Annotated in this window: 11 protein-coding genes; 8 read left to right on the plus strand and 3 right to left on the minus strand. The window is 71.3% G+C overall.

Annotated elements, in window-relative coordinates:
• The first annotated feature begins 7 nt into the window (after window positions 1-7).
• Both STRTU_RS23280 and STRTU_RS23285 read left to right on the plus strand, forming a co-directional pair.
• Window positions 8-6,412, plus strand: coding sequence for a type I polyketide synthase (locus STRTU_RS23280; protein WP_159745831.1), 6,405 nt, complete (start codon window positions 8-10; stop codon window positions 6,410-6,412).
• A 424-nt stretch (window positions 6,413-6,836) separates the two neighbouring features.
• Window positions 6,837-7,361 carry an ATP-binding protein gene (locus tag STRTU_RS23285; RefSeq protein WP_246241108.1) on the plus strand — a complete coding sequence of 175 codons (525 nt, stop codon included), beginning with the start codon at window positions 6,837-6,839 and terminating at the stop codon, window positions 7,359-7,361.
• A gap of 150 nt (window positions 7,362-7,511) precedes the next feature.
• Here STRTU_RS23285 and STRTU_RS23290 read toward each other — a convergent pair whose 3' ends face one another.
• The gene (locus STRTU_RS23290) at window positions 7,512-8,906 is read right to left on the minus strand and encodes an NsdA family TPR-like regulatory protein (protein WP_159745833.1); all 1,395 of its coding nucleotides are present in this window, start codon (window positions 8,904-8,906) and stop codon (window positions 7,512-7,514) included.
• Window positions 8,907-9,211: 305 nt separating this feature from the next.
• Entirely contained in the window at window positions 9,212-10,726 is a 1,515-nt protein-coding gene (locus STRTU_RS23295) for a glutamate synthase subunit beta (protein ID WP_159745835.1), read from the minus strand.
• 533 nt (window positions 10,727-11,259) lie between these two features.
• Between STRTU_RS23295 and STRTU_RS23300 the strand changes: the two genes are divergently transcribed.
• Entirely contained in the window at window positions 11,260-12,732 is a 1,473-nt protein-coding gene (locus STRTU_RS23300) for an amino acid permease (protein ID WP_159745837.1), read from the plus strand.
• 211 nt (window positions 12,733-12,943) lie between these two features.
• Here STRTU_RS23300 and STRTU_RS23305 read toward each other — a convergent pair whose 3' ends face one another.
• Window positions 12,944-14,173, minus strand: coding sequence for an MFS transporter (locus tag STRTU_RS23305; protein WP_159745839.1), 1,230 nt, complete (start codon window positions 14,171-14,173; stop codon window positions 12,944-12,946).
• Window positions 14,174-14,389: 216 nt separating this feature from the next.
• Between STRTU_RS23305 and STRTU_RS23310 the strand changes: the two genes are divergently transcribed.
• The 5 genes from STRTU_RS23310 (at window position 14,390) to STRTU_RS23330 (ending at window position 18,984) form a co-directional block, all read left to right on the plus strand.
• On the plus strand, window positions 14,390-15,211 hold the full coding sequence (locus tag STRTU_RS23310) for a helix-turn-helix domain-containing protein (protein WP_159745841.1): 822 nt from the start codon (window positions 14,390-14,392) through the stop codon (window positions 15,209-15,211).
• 380 nt (window positions 15,212-15,591) lie between these two features.
• Window positions 15,592-16,323 (plus strand): SDR family oxidoreductase, encoded by a 732-nt coding sequence (locus STRTU_RS23315; protein WP_159745843.1) that lies wholly within the window; start codon window positions 15,592-15,594, stop codon window positions 16,321-16,323.
• Window positions 16,324-16,352: 29 nt separating this feature from the next.
• Complete coding sequence (locus STRTU_RS23320; protein WP_159745845.1) at window positions 16,353-16,799, plus strand: cupin domain-containing protein; 447 nt, start codon at window positions 16,353-16,355, stop codon at window positions 16,797-16,799.
• 623 nt (window positions 16,800-17,422) lie between these two features.
• Window positions 17,423-17,599: a hypothetical protein gene (locus STRTU_RS23325; RefSeq protein ID WP_159745847.1), complete on the plus strand. Its 177-nt coding sequence runs from the start codon at window positions 17,423-17,425 to the stop codon at window positions 17,597-17,599.
• Complete coding sequence (locus tag STRTU_RS23330) at window positions 17,596-18,984, plus strand: glycosyltransferase family 2 protein (protein ID WP_246241110.1); 1,389 nt, start codon at window positions 17,596-17,598, stop codon at window positions 18,982-18,984. Before STRTU_RS23325 ends, STRTU_RS23330 begins: the two co-directional genes overlap by 4 nt.
• Window positions 18,985-19,060 lie beyond the last annotated feature (76 nt).

A 19,060-nucleotide genomic window follows, 5' to 3' on the forward strand; every position in this document is an offset into this window, starting at 1 on the left:
AGACCCGATGAGCAACGACATGCACGGCTCGGCAGCCGAGTCACCACTCACCCCTGAGACAGCGTCCGTTCACGAGCCCCACCACGAGGCCGCCCACGAGCCCGCCGAACCCCTCCACACGACAGAGCCCATCGCCGTGATCGGCATGGGCTGCCGGCTCCCCGGCGACACCGATTCGCCCGCGGCCCTGTGGCGGCTGCTGGTCGACGGGCGCGACGCCGTCGGCGAGCTGCCCGCGGAGCGCCGGCGCCTGGTTCCCGAGGACTCACCGGGTCCCGGGAGCCGGGCACCGACGCCCCGTCAGGGCGGCTACCTCCGCGAGGTGACCGGCTTCGACGCCGCGTTCTTCGGCGTCGCGGGCGGCGAGGCCGACGTCCTGGACCCCCAGCACCGCCTGCTGCTGGAAGTCACCTGGGAGGCCCTGGAACACGCCGGTCTCCCGCCGGACCGGATGAACGGCACCCAGACGGGCGTCTTCGCCGGGATCAGCTACAGCGACTACATGGACCAACTGGCCGGGCGGCCCCAGGAGTTGGAGGGCTCGATCCTCACCAACGGGCACTGTGTCGCGGCCGGCCGGATCTCCTACCTGCTCGGTCTGCAAGGGCCGTGCGTCGCGCTGGACACCGCCTGCTCCTCCTCCCTGGTGGCCGTGCACCTGGCCCGCCGGGCACTGGGCGCCGGGGAGTGCGATGTCGCGCTGGCCGGCGGCGTCACCCTGAGCTTCCAGCCGCGTATCACCCGCTCCTTCGCCCGTATGGGCATGCTGTCGGAGGGCGGCCGCTGCCGGACCTTCGACGCCGACGCCGACGGGTTCGTGCGCGGCGAGGGCTGCGGCGTGGTGGTGCTCAAGCGCCTGACCGACGCGGTGCGGGACGGCGACCGGGTGCTGGCGGTGCTGCGCGGCTCCGCCACGAACCAGGACGGCTCGTCCGAGGGCCTGGCGGCACCGTCGGTGACCGCCCAGCGGGCCCTGTATCTGGACGCGCTCGGCCAGGCCGGTGTCGACCCACGGGACGTGGGGATGGTGGAGACCCATGGCACCGGCACCCCCGTGGGGGACCCGATCGAGTTCGCCAGCCTCGCCGAGGTCTACGGCTACGGGCCGGGGCGATGCGCCCTGACCTCGGTGAAGACCAATGTCGGGCATCTGGAACCGGCCGCCGGAGTCACCGGGCTGATCAAGAGCGTGCTGTGCCTCCAGCGCGGCACCATCCCGGCGAATCTGCACTTCCGGCGCTGGAACCCGGCCATCACCCCCGGGGGCACCCGGTTCTTCGTCCCCACCGAACTGACCGCCTGGCCGCTGCGCACGGCCACCCGGCTGGCCGCCGTCTCCTCCTTCGGCTTCTCGGGGACCAACGCCCATGTCGTGCTCGAACAGGCCCCGGAACGGCGGCCCGCCCGCAGCCAGGACACCGGGCGGCCGACCCGGACCACCTCCGATGTCTTCCTGGTGTCGGCCGGTTCCCCGGACGTCCTGCCGGCCGCCGCCACCCGGCTCGCGGACTGGATGGAGGGCGACGGCGCCAATGTGCCGCTCCGCGACATCGCGCACACCCTGGCCCTGCGGCGCTGCGCGGGCCGCGGACGGATGGGCGTGGTGACCTCCGCGCGCCGGGAACTCATCGGTTCGCTGCGGGCCTTCGCGTCCGGGGAGCGGCATCCGGCGGTGGTGACCGGCGCCGTGGGCGCCGCGGTCGAGCGGCAGCCGGTGTGGGTGTTCTCCGGCCAGGGCTCCCAGTGGCCCGGCATGGGGCGCGGACTGCTGAAGACCGAGCCGGCCTTCCTCGACGCGCTGACCGAGCTCGATGAGCTCATCAAGGCGCAGAGCGAGGTGTCGGTGCTCGATGTGGTGCGCCAGGGCAGACCCGTCCAGGGGTGCGGCACGGTACAGCCGGTGCTGTTCGCCCTCCAGGTCGCGCTGGCCGCCACCTGGCGCTCGTACGGCGTCGAACCCGCCGCGGTGATCGGCCACTCCATGGGCGAGGTCGCCGCGGCGGTGGTGGCCGGGGCGCTGACCCTGGCCGACGGCGTGCGGGTGATCTGCCGCCGCTCCGGGCTGCTGAGCGATATCGCCGGCAGCGGCAGCATGCTCAGCGTCGGACTGGACGCCGACGCGGTGCGCGCGGAACTCGCCGACAGCGCCGCCGACACGGTGTCCGTCGCGGTCCTCTCGGCGCCCGACTCCACCGTCGTCGCCGGGCGGACCACCGAGGTGAGCCGGCTGGCCGCCGCCTGGGAGGCCCGGAAGATCCCGGTGTTCCCGATCGCGGTGGATGTCGCCTCGCACTGTCCGCTGGTGGACCCGGTGCTGCCGGCGCTGCGCTCCGCGCTCGCCGGTCTCGCGCCGCGCCAGCCCAAGGTGCCGTTCTACTCGACGGTCGTCGCCCCGGGGGAGACCCCGGCCTTCGACGCCGACTACTGGTGCGACAACCTGCGCCGCCCGGTGCGGTTCGCCGAGGCGGTGGCCGCCGCGGCCGCCGACCGGCATGTGGTCTACGTCGAGATCGCGCCGCACCCCGTGGTCACCCACTCCGTCACCAGCAGTCTGGCCGGACTCGTCACGGACCCCGTCGTCCTGCCCACGCTGCGCCGCGACGAGGACGACCAGTCCACGCTGCGCACCCAGCTCGCCGCGCTGCACTGCGCCGGGGTGCCGGTGAACTGGCGGCACCTCTACGCCGACGGCGAGCTGGTGGACGCGCCCACCGTCACCTTCGACCGCCGCCACCACTGGGCCGACGCCCCGCAGACCCCGGCCGTCGCCGAGGCCCCCCGGGCCCAACTGCCCGGCCACCACACCGAGTTCCCGGGCGAGCCGGTGCGGCACTGCTGGCGCGCGGACGCCGGTACCGGCGCCCTGCCCTGGCTCGCCGACCACCGGGTGCACGGCAACGCGGTCTTCCCGGGGGCGGCCCACTGCGGGCTGGCCCTCTCGGTGGCCTGCGAGGTCTTCGGTGCGGCACCGCACGAGGTGGAGGTCACCGACGTCCACTTCAAGCAGCTGCTGCGGCTGGACACGGACACCGAGGTGTCCACCGTCGTCACGATGACCGCACCGGACCGGGCCGACTGCCAGATCCTGGCCCGCAACGAGGACGGCGACTGGGAGGCGCAGGCCGACGCGGTGCTGCACCGGCTCAGCGTGCGGCCCGAGCTGCGGCCCCGGTCCGTCGAGGACATGGGCGCGCGCCATCCGCTGACCGTCGACCCGGCGGATCTCTACGCCGGGCTGCGGCGGCGCGGCCTGGAGCACGGGCCGGCCTTCACCGGCGTGCGCCGGCTGAGCGCCGGCCGCCACAACGACAGTTTCTGGGCCGAGGTCGCGGTACCGCGCGAGGCGAACAGCCCGCCGCCGGGGCTGCCGGTCCACCCCGTCCTGCTCGATGTCTGCGCCCAGCTCGCCGTGGCGCCGCTGATCCACGAGGAGGACCAGGCGCTGGTGCTGCCGGTGGGCATGCAGGCGCTGCGGCTGATCGGTGACCCCGCGAGCGCCGTGTACTGCCACGCGCACGTCAGCGAGATCACCCCGGAGGCCATCGTCGCCAATGTGCGCCTCCTGGACGACAGCGGCGCCGTGGTGCTCGTCGTCAACGGTCTGCGCTTCGCACGGCGTGCGGCCGCCCGCGGCACCCCGGCGGTCGATGACTGGCTGCTGGAGATCGGCTGGCGCGCCACGCCCCGGCTGGCCCCCGACGGCGGCCATGCGCCGGGCAGTTGGGTCATTGTGGGCGAGGCGGACGGCTCGGCCCAGGCGCTGGCCGCCGCGCTGCGCACCCGCTGTGCCCGTACGACCGTCTGGGACCGGCCGCTCGACGACGCCTCCCTCGACACCTTCCGTGACGCCCTCACCGGGCGGCTGGCCGCCACCCTCGAAACCCCGCGCGGTGTCGTGCTGGTGTGCGGCCCCGCGGACGGCGAGGAGCCCACCGAGCAGTCCTTGCGGCGCACCCGCAGACTGCTCGGCGCCCTCCAGGCGATCACCGCCACCTCGGACACGCCACGGCTGTACGTCGTCACCCGCGGGTCCCGCGCCGTGGTGCCGGGCGACGGCGTCGACCTCGGGCAGAGCGCGCTGCGCGGACTGCTGCGGGTCGCCGCCCTGGAACACCCCGAGATCCGGCCGGTCCTGGTGGACGCCGATCCGGACGACGCCGATCCGGAGGAGGTGTCCCTGGAGCTGCTGGCGGACGCGGACGACGACGAGGTCGCGCTGCGCGCCGACGGCCGCTACGTGGCCCGCCTGGAGCATGCCGCGCCGAGCGGCGGGCAGGACGAGGCGGCCACCTCGCGCACCGTACGGTTCGGGGTGGACGGATTCCGGCTGCGGGCCGGCCGCCTGGGCGATCTGTCGAGCCTGGAGTACGCCGTCACCGAACGGCGCGCGCCCCGGCCCGGTGAGGTCGAGGTGCGGGTCACCGCCGCCGGCCTGAACTTCCGCGATGTGCTCACGGCGATGGGCCTGCTCCCCGGCGAGACGGACGTCCGCTACCGCATCGGCTTCGAATGCGCGGGCGTGGTGACCGCGGTCGGCGACGGGGTGGACCGCACGCAGGTCGGCGACGAGGTGATCGCGGTCGATCTGCGGGGCGGCGCGTTCGGGTCGTTCCTGACCGTGCCCGCCGACGCGGTGGCCCCCGTCCCGTTCGGTATCGAACCGGCCGTCGCGGCCGGGCTGCCGATCGCCTTCCTCACCGCCTGGTACGCGCTGCGCTCGGTGGCCCGGCTCTCCGCCGGGGAGCGGGTGCTGATCCACTCCGCGACCGGCGGCACCGGGATGGCGGCGATCGCGGTGGCCCGGATGCTGGGCGCGGAGGTGCTGGCCACGGCCGGCAGCGAGGACAAACGCCGCTATCTGCGCGGCATGGGCATCCGCCATGTCATGGACTCCCGCACGCTGGAATTCGGCGAACGCACCCGCGAGGCCACCCATGGCGAGGGCGTGGACGTGGTCCTCAACTCGCTGTCCGGGGCGGCCATCCGGACGGGCCTGGAGACGCTGCGCCCGTTCGGCCGCTTCGTGGAGCTGGGGGTCCGCGACATCCTGGCGGACGCCCCGCTGGGCATGCTGCCGCTGCGGCACAACGTCACCCTGAGCACCGTCGACCTGATCGAGCTGCGGCGCAACCGCCCGGACACCTTCGCCACCGTGTGGCGGGAGGTCCTGGACGCGTTCGAGGAGGGCCGGCTCAAGCCCCTGCACTGCACGGAGTATCCGCTGTCGGAGGCCACCACGGCCTTCCGCACGATGGCGGCCGCCGGCCATGTCGGCAAGCTGGTGCTGACCGTGCCCGACAGCGGGGAGGCCCCCGCCGTGGTCCCGGACATGGACCTGCCCGTACAGGAGGGCGGCGCCTATATCGTCACCGGCGGCCTGCGCGGTCTGGGGCTGGCCACGGCGAAATGGCTCGCGGGTCACGGCGCCGGCCATCTGGTGCTCAACGGCCGCTCCGCCCCGGCCCCCGAGGTCGCGCAGACGCTCGCCACGGTGATCGGCAAGACCACCAAGGTGTCGGTGGTCCTCGGTGACATCGCCGATCCGGCCGTCGCCGAGCGGCTGGTGTCCACGGCGGTGGCCGACGGATTCCCGCTGCACGGCGTGGTGCACTGCGCCATGGTGCTGGACGACGCCGTGATCACCAACGTCGCCGAGGACCAGCTGGAACGGGTCTGGATGCCGAAGGTCGCGGGCGCCTGGCAGCTCCACCGGGCCACCGGCGGCCATCCGCTGGACTGGTTCGCGGTGTTCTCCTCGATGGCCTCGCTGCTGGGCAACCCCGGCCAGGGCTCCTACGCGGCGGCGAACTCCTGGCTCGACGGGTTCGCGGCCTGGCGCTCCGCCCAGGGCAAGCCGACGCTGGCCGTCAACTGGGGCCCGTGGGGCGAGATCGGGGTCGCCACGGACTTCAGCCGCCGCGGCTACCGCACCATCCCCACGGACCAGGGGCTGGCGGCACTGCAGACGCTGCTGGCGCACCGACGGGTGCAGACCGGGGTGCTCCCCGGCCCGCCGGACACCTGGCTGCCGCCCGCGGGCCGCCATCTGCCGTTCTTCAGCGGGCTGTTGGGCGACGCACCGGCGGAGCAGGCCCCGGCACCGGACGACGCCGACGACATCCGGGCCCGGCTCACCGCGCTGCCGCCCGGCCTGGCCCGCAGGGCGGCGCTGGAGGAGCATCTGGCCGGCCATGTCCGCGACGTCCTGCGGCTGGGCAAGAGCTCGCTGGACCCGCAGACCCCGCTGAAATCCCTGGGATTCGACTCCCTGCTGGCCATGGAGCTGCGGGCCCGGATCGACCGCTCCTTCGGTCTGAACCTCCCGAAGAACTTCGTGTGGGAGCATCCGACGCTGGCCGCCCTCGCCGCCGGTATCGCCGAGCGGCTGGGCCTGGAATTGACGGCACCGTAGCCCCGTCGGTCATCGGGGACACCGCCGCCCGGCGGGCCGCCAAGGCCCGCCGGGCGGCGGGCTGTTCACGGCCCCGCCGAACCGGTAGCATTTCTTCCGCATTTCCGCGGCATTCATTTCCCGGCACTCCCGCCGTGCCTATTCATCAACGGTATTGCCGATAATGCGCAACCGTTTTCTTATGGTGATAATATTTCGCGTCGGCTGAATACCCGGCTGCCCCCACTGCCGCACCGTACGCCTTCCCGGGCGGGCTCCGGTGCTGCTTGAATAAAGAGGGGACAGAGCTCGGAAGCGGTCCGGTGCACACCGGAGGCGCGGCGAACTCCGAAGACCGCCAGGACAGTTGAACGATGGCGCTGGCAGTGCTTCATGAGGCGAAAGCGGCATCGGAGTCCATGAGGCAGGCACGAAAGGGGTAGTCATGTTACCCACCACAATGCATTCGGCCGAAGTCATGGTGACCGCCCGGCATATCGCGGGCTGGCCCGAGGAAAGAAACTCACTGGTCCCCGCCGACTGCTGGGGTTCCGCGCAGCGCGTGGTGCTGCGACTGCCGGCCCTGAAACGGGCCGTACCCATCTGCCGGAGCCTGGCGCGTGCCTGGCTCGACGGACAGCGCATAGACGACGAGGACACCCGCTATCTGGTGCTGCTGGTCCTGTCGGAACTGTTCACCAACGCCATCCGGTATTCCGCCGGAACCCGTGTCACCTGCCGGATAGGGAGGTCGGAGAACCAGCTGTTCATCGAGGTGCACGACCGCGGGGGAACACCGTCGGTGCCCCGTATGCGCCACCCGGACCAGGAACAGGAGCACGGCCGCGGCCTGGAACTGGTCGCCAGGTCCTCCGCACGATGGGGCCGCAGAGTCGAGGCGGACCACAGCTGCGTCGTGTGGGCGGCGGTGCCGCTGGCGGCCGGCGTACGGCACCCGGTGGCGCCGTAACACACCCCTGGCGGGTGGCTCCCCATCGCCGACGGTCGGACAGGTCCCGGCTCCGCACCCCCCTCCCCGCGGGACGGTACGGGCCCGCCGGCCGTCGGTGTCCCCACGACGGGCCGCCCCGCCCCTCAGCCACCCGGCCCCGGGCGGGCGTCACCGGGGCACCCGCACACCGCTCTCCTGCACCAGGGAGTCGAACTCACGCACCGGCGCCGTATCGGCGAAGGGCCGCAATTCCTCCATGAGGTGCTGCAAATACCGTTCCCCCAGCGCCGACTTCAGCCGGCCGAGCAGCGCCACCGCCTGCACCGCGGCCTGGCAGGCCGCCTCGACATCACCGGCCTGCGCCAGAACGGTGGCCAGCAGCAGCAGATCGATGGCCCGGCGCCGCACCCGGGTCCGCGGATGCCGGGCCAGCGCCTCCTCGGCCCGCCGGGCGGCCGGCCGCGGCTGCTTGAGATCCCGGTAGCAGTGCGCCAACTCGTCGGCCAGATAGGCGCGGTCGAAGTGCGCGATCCACTCGGGACCGTCCCCCGGAACGACCTGCGCCATCGCCTCGGTGGCCTTGTCCGCCAGTATTTTGCACATCCGGGCGTCCCCGAGCATGGCGTAACCGCGGGCCTCCGTCGTATAGAACATGGCCTGCGCGGCCGGCGGGGCCTGCCCCCGGGTGCCCTCCTGCGCGGCGCGGGCGAGCTGCACCGCCTCCCGGGAGCAGCCGGCGCCGACGGCGAGATGGCTCAGCCCGGCCGCCAGCACATAGCCGCCGTAACACCGGTCGTCCGCGGCCTGCGCGAGCCGCAGCGCCTGGATGTAGTAGCGCTGCGCCAGCCCCGGCTGCCCCACGTCCAGCGCCGTGTACCCGGCTAGTTCCGTCAACCGGGCGGCCGCGGAGAACAGTTGCCGCCCGGTGCTCTCGCCGTAACTTCCGTCCATCAGACCGGACAGCACACTGCTGAGACAGGTGACGATGACCGGCCGCACATAGCCGCTGCCGACCCGGTGATCGAGTTCGGCCAGCGCCTGGGTGGTCGTCCGGACCAGCTCCACATCGGCCGCCCCCACCCGCGGCCCCGCCCGCCCGTTGCGTGCCACCTGCGGGTCCGGGGAACTGATCAGCCAGTCCCTGCTGGGCTCCACCAGCGCCGAGGCGGTCATGGCCGAACGCGACAAAAGCCCCCTGGACTCGGCGTCCATATGCCATAGTTCACGGACCTGTTCCAGCGCGTCCTCCACCGTGGCCGCGAAGTGGAGGCCGACCCCGCAGGTCACGCTGTTGCCGTTGGCCATGCCGATCTCTTCCGTCGAGACCGTGCGGCCGAGTTTGCCGCTCAGCGCCTCGGCGATGATGGCCGGCACCCGGCCGCGCGGCCGCTGCCCGCTCAGCCACCGGCTCACGGAGGTCTTGTCATACCGCAGATCCAGGCCCTGCGCCTCTCCCAGGACGTTCACCTGCCGGGCCAGGGCGGAGTTGGACAGTGAGGCTTCCTGGATGAGCGACCGCAGCCGCTGGTTGGTCTGACGCGCGACGAGTGGTCGGGCGGCCATGGTGCGCCTCCAAGCACATGCCGCCAACGATTCACGTTGGCATATACAGAGAGAACGGGACAGGACAGTCAATACCCAACAAGCGGGACTGAATCGCCATGACCAAAGTCAAGTCGTCGCCTGGGCGTTGCGCCCAGTAGCAAAGGTGCATGAGGGGGCTCCAGAAGCTTGACCCCCGCACCCGCCTGCCCTGCGCGCCCCGCCGTCCCCACCGGCGCTCATCACTCCCCACCGCGCACAACCGCCGCCACCCGAGCGCTTGCCCACGCGCCCGGGTGAGCCGTACGCGTCGGGGCCCGCCGGTGTCAGGCCACCAGCGGCCGGTCCGTCGGGGCGATCGGGGCCGGCAGCGCGGTGGAGCCGGTGAGATAGCGGTCCGTGGCGGCCGCGGCGGCCCGGCCCTCCGCGATGGCCCACACCACCAGCGACTGCCCCCGCCCCGCGTCGCCCGCGACGAAGATCCCGTCCGGCCCGGCTGCTTCGCCCCGCGCGGCCGCGTAGCCGGCGTCGTGTACGGCAGCGAAGCCGGCGTCCCGGGCGAAGTTCCCCCGGGCGTCCAGTGTGAGCCCCAGCTGCGTCATCAGACCGGTGCCCCGTTCCGGCCCGGAGAAGCCGAGGGCGATCAGCACCAGCTCCGCAGGGAGTACCCGCTCGGTGTCCGGCCGCGGTGTCCTGGCCGCCGGTTCCACCTCCGTCAGACACAGCGCGCGGACCCGCCCGGCCGTGTCCCCCTCGAACCGCAGGGTGGCGGAGGAGAAGAACCGCGGATCCGTGCCCGCCCGGCCGCGGGCCTCCTCATGGGCATGGGAGATCCGGTAGACCTTCGGGTAGACGGGCCAGGGCTGGGTCTCCGGCCGGGCGTCGCCCGGCTCCGGATTGATGTCCAGCTGCACCACGGACGCCGCGCCCTGGCGCAGCACGGTGCCCAGACAGTCCGAACCGGTGTCCCCGCCCCCGACGATCACCACCCGCTTGCCCTCGGCGGTGACCGGGGACGCAGCGCAGTCGCCCTCCGTGACCCGGTTGGCCAGGGTCAGATACTCCATGGCCTGGTGGATACCGCACAGCTCCCGCCCCGGAACGGGCAGCTCCCGCCGCTCCATCGCCCCGACCGCCACCACCAGCGCATCGTGCCGCCGCCTGAGTTCGGTGGCGTCGACCGCGCCGCCGATGTCCATCTCCGTACGGAACTTGGTGCCCTCGGCCCGCATCTGCGCGATACGGCGGTCCAGGTACCGCTTCTCCAGCTTGAACGCGGGGATGCCGTAGCGCAGCAGCCCGCCGAGGCGGTCGGCGCGCTCGTAGACGGCGACGGTGTGCCCGATACGGGTCAGCTGCTGCGCCGCCGCCAGCCCCGCGGGCCCGGAGCCGATGACCCCCACGCTCTTCCCGCTGAGCCGCTCCGGCGGATGCGGCACGGCGTACCCCTGCTCCCAGCTCCGGTCGGCGATGGCCTGCTCGACGTTCTTGATCGTCACCGGATCGGCGTTGATGGCCAGCACACAGGCGTCCTCGCACGGCGCCGGGCACAGCCGCCCGGTGAACTCGGGAAAGTTGTTCGTCGCATGCAGCCGCTCGGACGCGGCCCGCCAGTTGCCACGCGTCGCGTACGCGTTCCACTCGGGGATCAGATTCCCCAGCGGGCACCCGCTGTGGCAGAACGGGATGCCGCAGTCCATACAGCGCCCCGCCTGCTCGGCGACCAGCGGCAGCAGCGCCTGCCCCGCGTAGACCTCGTTCCAGTCGCTCAGCCGCTCCTCGACGGGGCGCGCCGGAACGGGCCGGCGGGGGGTCTTGAGGAAGCCGTGTGGGTCGGTCATGCACCGCCTCCATCGCTCACGCACGGTGCAATAAGGCGTTCTGCCAGCCTACGCCTGGTTTGTTCGGCTTTCCTGGGCCGGTGAGGATGATCATGGGGGCACTATTTCGCCACCGGGGAGACGCCTCGCGTCCCCGTCGACGGTTTCCGGTCCTGCCCGAACGTCGCGATCGCCGCCCCGCTTCACGGCGATAACGGGCAAAGCTCGTGTACCGACGGCTACGGCAGGTCAGCGCTGCGTGGACTCCCTCTCGCCGGGTGCCCGGCCCGCATATCGATTAGGTCACAGCGGCCGGTAATTTGCCCTGCTCAGGGGATATTGGCGCATTCGCTCCGTGACCTGCATCACGCTGGCTGAAATTCGCCCGTGGTACATCTTCACGACCGCCTTACGGACGTCACCCATGTCCGCGTAGGGGGCGCTTGAGCCGGCCGACCGCCGGCATGCAACTCCATCAGCATCCGGGGGGATCGAGACCCGATCCGACGCCATGTGAGGCGCGGGTCGGCATGGAGCGGAAAGGCGCACCACACATGACCTCAAAGCAGGTCGGCACGCACCTCGGCGACGACGGCGGAGCCTCGGGCACCACACCGGAAGAGGGTTACGAGCGAGGTCTCGGCAGCCGTCAGGTGCAGATGATCGCCATCGGCGGCGCCATCGGCGTCGGTCTCTTCCTGGGCGCGGGCGCGAATATCGCGAAGGCCGGGCCCAGCCTCATTCTCATGTACGCCCTCGCCGGCGTGATCGTCTTCTTCATCATGCGGGCGCTCGGTGAGCTGCTCTTGTACCGCCCCGTGTCGGGTTCCTTCTCGGAGTACGCCCGCGAGTTCCTCGGCCCGTTCTTCGGGTTCGTGACGGGCTGGACGTACTGGCTCATGTGGGTGGTCACCGGCATGGCCGAGCTGACGGCCGCCGCGATCTATGTCCATTACTGGTTCCCGCAGATCCCGCAATGGATAACCGCGCTGGTCTTCCTGGTCGTGCTGTTCGTGGCCAACCTGATCTCGGTGAAGATCTTCGGTGAGATCGAGTTCTGGTTCTCGATGGTCAAGGTCACCGCGCTCGTCGGCATGATCGTGATCGGTCTCGGCGTCGTCACCCTCGGCTTCAGCCAGGCCGGAGACACCGCCGCGGTCTCCAACATCTGGTCGCACGGCGGGATCTTCCCCAACGGCATCGGCTCCAGCCTGATGACCCTCCAGGGCGTGATGTTCGCCTACCTCGCCGTCGAGCTGGTCGGTGTCACCGCGGGCGAGTCCGAGAACCCGGAGAAGACCCTGCCCAAGGCCATCAACACGCTGCCCTGGCGCATCATCGTCTTCTACGTCGGTGCGCTGAGCGTGATCCTCATGGTCGTCAAGTGGACGGAGTTCCAGCCGGGCGTCAGCCCGTTCGTGGCCGCCTTCGCGAAGATCGGCATCCCGGCCGGTGCGGCGATCATCAACTTCGTCGTGCTGACCGCCGCGCTGTCGTCCTGCAACTCCGGGATGTACTCCACCGGGCGCATGCTCCGCGACCTCGCGGCCAACTCCGAGGCCCCGAAGGCGCTCGGCAAGCTGAGCTCCAGCAAGACCCCGGCCCTGGCCATCACCCTCTCCGCCGCTCTCATGGGCATCGGCGTGATCCTCAACTACGTCGTCCCGGAGAAGGCGTTCGGCTATGTCACCTCGGTGGCGACCGCGGCCGGCATCTGGACCTGGCTGATGATCCTGATCAGCCATATCCTCTACCGCCGCGGGGTGGTGGCCGGCCGGCTGCCCGCCTCGTCCTTCCCGGCGCCCGGCGGCACGGTGTGCAGCTGGATCGCGGTGGCCTTCCTGCTGCTGGTGACCGGGCTGATCGCGATCGACCCGGACAGCCGGGTGTCGCTGTACGTGGGTGCCGGCTGGGCCGTCTGCCTGGCGATTGGCTGGGCCGTCCTCAAGTCGCGCAACCCGCACATCGCGGCGCGGACGAATCCGCAGGACCGGCAGCTGGAGAGCGCGGGGGAGCGGCGCGGCTGATGGGGGCCGCGACGGGTGGCCCGTGATGGGCGGTCCGTGATGGCGGCAAGCCTCTGACAGGGCGCTCAGGCACATTCATCTGTGCCTGGGCGCCCTGTAGCTGTCTCTCGCCCGCGGCGTCACGCCCGGGGCCGCCGGGTCCGGTCAGGGCCGTCACGCCCGGGGCCGGGTCCGGTCAGGGCCTGTCACGCCCGCCGCCCCGGCCGCGCGGTCAGCTCCGGTAACGGGCGCGGCCCACGGCGGCGGCCACCGTCAGCGGAACGGTGAGGGCCGCGGCCGTCAGGAACATGCCCCCGTAGGCGTGGCGTTCCGCGGGACCGGCGGCCAGGGCGCTGGCGACGGCGCTGCCGACGTAGAGGGCCAGGCCGAACATCGCGACACCAGTGGCACGGGCCGCCGGGGACAGAGCGGTGGCCCAGGACTGGATGGTGGAGTGCAGGAACGACCAGCCGCCACCGAGCAGCAGCGCACACCCCACCAGCGCGGGCACCGACCCGCCGGCCGCGGCGAGGCCGTACGCCACCGCCATCTGCACCCCGCCGGCCACGATCAGCCGCACCGGCGTCCACCGCCCGACCAGCCGCTTGACGCACTGCGCCGCGGCCATCGCGCCCACGCCGTAGAGCGCGGACACCGCCCCGGCCAGCGTCGCCGAGGCGCCCCGGTGCTCCAGCGCGGGCGCGAGATACGTCAAGAAGCCCAGCAGCACGGCGCCTTCGAGCATCGCGACGGCCATCACGTACCACTGCCAGCGGGAACGCAGCACGACCCGTAACGGGGCGAGCAGCGCGCCGGGCGCCGCCCGCGGCGGTTCCGGCAACCGGCGCAGGGCGACGACCAGATAGGCGGCGATCAGACCGGGCAGGGCGAAGACCAGCCGCCAGCTGACGTAGTGCGCCAGTGCCCCGGCAACGACGGTGGCCACGGCGGTGCCCAGCGCGAACGCCGTCATCAGCGCACTGAGCGGGCGCTGGCGGACCGCGGCGGGCACGGTGTCCCCGACGTAGGTGAGGGACGCGGCAACGGAAGCGGCGAAGCACCCACCGGCCGCGGCGCGCGCCACGATCAGGACCGTCGCGCCGGGGGCGAGCGCCGAGCAGAGCGCGGCGACGGCGGCCCCGCCCAGCGAGATCCGCATGACGCGCACCCGCCCCAGCCGGTCGCTCGCCAGGCCCCAGACCGGCTGCATCAGACCGTAGGCGAGGAAGTAGCCGCTGGCGGCGAGCATCACCGTGCCCAGCGGGACGCCGAGTTGGCTGCCGATGAGCAGCAGCATCGGCGTGATGCAGAAGCGGTCGAAGTTGCTGACGAAACCGGCGGCGCGCAGCAGGCGAAGCGCGGCGGGGGACAGCGCCTGAGCGGCCGGGCCGGTGGCGGTGCCCGGCGGCGGGGCGGCCGAGGCGGGTGGGGGAGTGATGCGGGGTGATTCGGCGGTGTCCATGGGTCTCCTCGTGGCACGACACGACACGGCAGGGCGTGGCACGGCACGGCAGGGCATGCACGGCACGGCATACGTGCAGGCGCTCTCGGACCGGCGGTTCCAGCCCATCACCACCGCCAACTGGCGGGACCCCGCAGCCGATTACCCTTGCTCACACGCTGGGGCCCGGTCGGCGCCCCGGAAGCGGGGCCGTAGTACAGGGGAGGAGCGGGGGGAGTGCACGACGGTGGATCCGGGGGCCCGCGCCGCGAATTGGGCGCGTTTCTGCGCTCCCGCCGCGAACGGCTGGCGCCCGCCGAGGTGGGGCTGCCCGGCTCACCGCGGCGCCGGACCCCGGGGCTGCGCCGCGAGGAGGTCGCCGAGCTGGCCGGGATCAGCAGCTCCTGGTACGCGTGGCTGGAGCAGGGCCGGGTCCGTACGTCGGAGCAGGTGCTGCGCTCCGTGGCGCGGGCGCTGCGCCTGCCCGCGGACGAAACCGCACATGTGCTCTCGTTCGTGGAACATGCCGCCCCGGACGGGCCGTCGCCGGGCTGGGTGTCACGCAACCTGCTCTCACTGGTGGAGTCGCTGGCACCGAACCCGGCCGCGGTGCTCGACCCGCACTGGGACCTGCTGGCCTGGAACACGGGCTACGCCGCACTGCTCACGGACCCGGCACGGCTGGCGCCCAAGCAGCGCAATCTGCTGTGGCTGGTCTTCCGCTGGCCCCCGGCCCGTGCGCTGCTGGCCAGTTGGGAGACGGACGCACGGAGCCTGCTGGGCCAGTTCCGGGCAAAGGCGGCCCGCCATCCCGAGGACACCCGCTACGCGGAGATCACCGAGCAGCTGCTGGCCGACCCGCACGCGGCCCACTGGTACGGCCGCCGGGAAACCTCGGCATACCACCCCGCCGTACGCCACTTCCGCCACCCGGTGGCCGGCGACCTGCACCTGCGCTACGTCAAACTCGCCGCCGTCGACCAGCCCAGCCACCACCTGCTGGCCTACGTTCCCGACGACAGGGCGACGGAACAGGCGCTGAGGGCGCTCACGGGGTGAGCGGCGTACCGCCCCGTACCGCCTCCTGCCGCCTCATGCGTGCCCAGAGGGCCATGACCGCCGGAGCCGACGCCGCGTACGACGTCCTCGCCTGGAACCCCCTGCCCCGTAAGGCCGCGCACAGGTCTCCCCAGCTCTCCTCAGCGCTCTCCAGCTCTCACCAGCGGTCACAGAGCGTCGCACCTCATGCTCACTGCGACCCTGGCGCCGTGGTGCCCCACGATCCGCCGCCTACGGTCCGCCGATGGCCCGCCGCCCACGGCCCGCCGAAGGCCCGCCTCCGGCCCGCCCACATGCGCCCCGCACCACCCCATCGCAATCTGGACGCATGACCTATTGACGCGCGACGCAAGGTGACGCGCGACGAAAGGCGGTGACCCATGAAGTTCGCAGTCATCGGTGGTACCGGCCTGATCGGATCGCAGGTCGTGAAAAAGCTGAACGCGGCCGGGCACGAGGCCGTACCGCACTCGCAGTCCACAGGCGTCGACGTGATCACCGGGCAGGGCCTGGCGGAGGCGGCGGCCGGCGCCGACGTCCTCGTCAATCTGACGAATTCCCCCACCTTCGACGACGCCTCACCGGCGTTCTTCCAGACCTCGATGGACAACCTGCTGGCCGCCGCCCAGAAGGGCGGGGTGGGCCACGGCGTCATCCTCTCGGTCGTCGGCGCGGACCAGATGACCAGCCTCGACTACTACCGGGCCAAGGTCCTGCAGGAAGACATCCTCAAGGCCGGGCCGATCCCCTACTCGATCGTCCGCGCCACCCAGTTCATGGAGTTCATGAACGCGGTCCTGTCCTGGACCACCGAGGGCGACACCGTCCGCCTGCCCACCACCCCGATCCAGCCGATCGCCGCCCAAGACGTCTCCGACACCGTCGTCGAAGTCGCCGTCGGCAGCCCCGTGAACGGCATCTTCAACGTCGGCGGCCCCGACGTCTTCCCCCTCGACGAACTCGGCCGGATCACCCTGACCGCCCGCCCCGACGGCCGCACGGTCGTCACCGACGACACCGCAGGCATGTTCGCCACCGTCGAAGGCGACACCCTCACCACCAAGGGCGACGCCCGCATCGCCCCCACCCACTACACCGACTGGCTCTCCTGACCCAGCCGCCCACCACTGGAGGTCGCGCCATGTCGAACGATGAGCCGACGGCAAGCAGCACTGCGGGCCCACCGCGCTCGGAAGCCTGGAAGACAGCGCTCACCGTGCTCCAGTCGGCAAAGCCCCCCTTCGTGCCGGAGGGAGTGGAGGCGATGACGGTCATCGTCGAGTTCCCGCCCGGCGACCCCGGCACCCCTCCCCACCGCCACTCGGGCCCCGCCTTCGGCTACGTCCTGGAGGGCGAAATGCTCTTCGAGTTGGAAGGCGAGCCCGAACGCGTCATCAAGGCCGGCGAGTCCTTCTGGGAACCCGGCGGCGACGTCGTCCACTACCAGGACGGCAACAACCGCACAGACACCAGATCCCGCTTCCTGGTCACCATGCTCTGCGCCCCGAACCAACCCATGCTCACCCTCGTCGACCCCGAAGAACTCACCCAACGCCAACACCTCCGAGCCCCCCGCCCAGCCACGTGACCCACCCCTGATACCGCATCGCCCCCCACCACACCGACCACTGCCACACGGCCACCGCCCTCACGAATCCCATCCACCAGGAGGAGATGAAGAAGATGCTCTTCGGATTGACCGTGACAGCGGTGGAAGGCGGCGGCGAGGCTTCCAGCGACCGCAGGAGCAGAGGGCTCTGAGTCTCGTCCGTTGAGTCGCCGCCCGGGGGCGGCCGGATCAGGCAGCGTGGTGGGCAGTTGGCCAAACCGTGTCTGCCTTCGTGCGATCGCGAAGTGGGTGTGGCGCATGGGGTGTATGGGATTACTCGGCTGCTCCCGTTACCAATCTGGGACATATCAACTCGCGACTGAAGTCAGCAAGAATCAACAGGGCCGCCGAGAGTGCCTGTTGGCGATCAGGCGCGCCCTCTCGCGCCTGTTTGAGGCGCTGGCCTGCATGCAGACCGGAGGGAAGCCTTCCGTACGTGTGGATGTCGAGAAGTGTTGATGTGCCTCTCGCAACCAACTCCCCCTGGAATGGACATCGTTGTCGCGCCCATCGAACGAAAGTTCGTGGATATGTGAAGGCTCAAGTATCCCTAGGATGGCCGCCGCAAGTGTGAAAATCACCTTTCGTGGGGGGAATTCGGCATGCCTTCTGATTACGGGCAGCTCGCCAAGACGGGCTTATTCGGAACGGTCACCATCGGGACCATGACGTTCAGCACTGGTTGGTGGCTGCTGGGCGTGAGCGCCTTCGCCGTCCTGGCCGGCTTCGCGTTGATCCGGTTCGGGTTCCGGGCTCGCCGTGGAGTGGGCGAGCAGTGACCATCAAGCGAACACCGGTGCTGGCTGCCCGTCAGCACCGGTCCGCGACCGTCTTCATGGGCATCATCGTGCTGATTCTGGCCAGCGGCTGGACCGCTCAGCATGCGCTGTCCGCGGCCCGATGGGACGCGGAGGTCACCGGGCGCCTCTCGTACGTGTGGCTCACCCTCTTCGTGATCTTTCTGATCCAGACTCTGCTCTACCACCTCGAACGCCCCCGGCGCGTCACGGACCGTGTCGCACGCCAGCTCGACGCTCTGCATGTCGCCATCCTCATGCCGGTCTACAACGAGGACCCCGGCTATCTGCGGCTGGGACTGGAGTCGTTCCTGCGGCAGACCCGTCTGCCGGACAGCGTGCACATCGTCGACGACGGATCCACCACCTCGGAGTACGCAGAGGTACGGGAATGGTGGCAACGAGCCGCTGCACAAAGGGGAGTCAGTACGACCTGGCAGCGGGTAACCAACCAGGGGAAGCGCCATGCGCAGGCGCATGGCGTCCGGGCGAGCCCGGAGGCACAGATCTACGTCACCGTGGACAGTGACTCCTGTCTGGCGCCGAACGCCATCCAGGAGATCCTCGCGCCCTTCGCGCGGCCCCGGGTCCAGTCCGCCGCCGGCATCGTCATCGCTACCAACAACCGGGCCAACCTGCTGGCACGCATCACCGACCTCTGGTTCGTCACCAGCCAGCTGGTCGACCGGTCGGGTCAGTCCGCTGTCGGTGCCGTCATGGTCAACTCCGGTCCGCTGGCCGCCTATCGCGCAGAGGTAGTCCGCGACAATCTCGGCTCCTACCTGGGCGAGACCTTCATGGGGAACACGGTGATGTTCTCCGACGACTCGCTGCTGACGCTCTACGCCCAGGAACGCGGGCTGACCGTTCAGCAGCCCTCGGCGATCGTCTTCACCGCCATGCCGGAGAAGTGGAGCCATTTCACACGGATGTATCTGCGGTGGATGCGGGGCTCGACGATCCGCTCGGTGTGGCGGATGCGCTATCTCTCGCCTGCCCGCCCTGCCTTCTGGCTGCACCTGATGAGGTGGTTCCAGATGGTCATGACACAGGTGGTGACGGTGTGGCTGTTGGTCGTCGAGCCCGTCGCCTACGACAACCTGCCGCCCCTGTCGATGGTCTGGGTCCCCTTCCTCCTGGGCTGGGCGCTCGGCCTGCGATACCTCAGCATCATCCGGAGCGACGAACGCATCCGCTCTCGCGCCCTCACCTGGGTGATGATGCCGCTGGCCATCGTCATGGCCTGGACCGTGCTGCGCTGGCTCCGCTGGTACGGCATCTTCACCTGTGCCCGTACTGGTTGGAACACTCGCCAAAACGGTGCCGAAGTCGCCCTCGACACCCCACCGGCTCCAGTCGCCGCCTGACCCGTCCTGAAAGACCGCAGAGCCGGCCGCTCCACGCGCTGAGGCGGCCGGCCTTCACCCTTCAGAGAGAGATCCG

This window comes from Streptomyces tubercidicus, assembly GCF_027497495.1.
GTDB lineage: Bacteria > Actinomycetota > Actinomycetes > Streptomycetales > Streptomycetaceae > Streptomyces > Streptomyces tubercidicus.

Bases quoted from the DNA above. Each gene is read 5' to 3' on its own strand.
- STRTU_RS23280 (WP_159745831.1), top strand. From the start codon at position 8: ATGAGCAACGACATGCACGGCTCGGCAGCCGAGTCACCACTCACCCCT.
- STRTU_RS23285 (WP_246241108.1), top strand. From the start codon at position 6,837: ATGTTACCCACCACAATGCATTCGGCCGAAGTCATGGTGACCGCCCGG.
- STRTU_RS23290 (WP_159745833.1), bottom strand. From the start codon at position 8,906: ATGGCCGCCCGACCACTCGTCGCGCGTCAGACCAACCAGCGGCTGCGG.
- STRTU_RS23295 (WP_159745835.1), bottom strand. From the start codon at position 10,726: ATGACCGACCCACACGGCTTCCTCAAGACCCCCCGCCGGCCCGTTCCG.
- STRTU_RS23300 (WP_159745837.1), top strand. From the start codon at position 11,260: ATGACCTCAAAGCAGGTCGGCACGCACCTCGGCGACGACGGCGGAGCC.
- STRTU_RS23305 (WP_159745839.1), bottom strand. From the start codon at position 14,173: ATGGACACCGCCGAATCACCCCGCATCACTCCCCCACCCGCCTCGGCC.
- STRTU_RS23315 (WP_159745843.1), top strand. From the start codon at position 15,592: ATGAAGTTCGCAGTCATCGGTGGTACCGGCCTGATCGGATCGCAGGTC.
- STRTU_RS23320 (WP_159745845.1), top strand. From the start codon at position 16,353: ATGTCGAACGATGAGCCGACGGCAAGCAGCACTGCGGGCCCACCGCGC.
- STRTU_RS23325 (WP_159745847.1), top strand. From the start codon at position 17,423: ATGCCTTCTGATTACGGGCAGCTCGCCAAGACGGGCTTATTCGGAACG.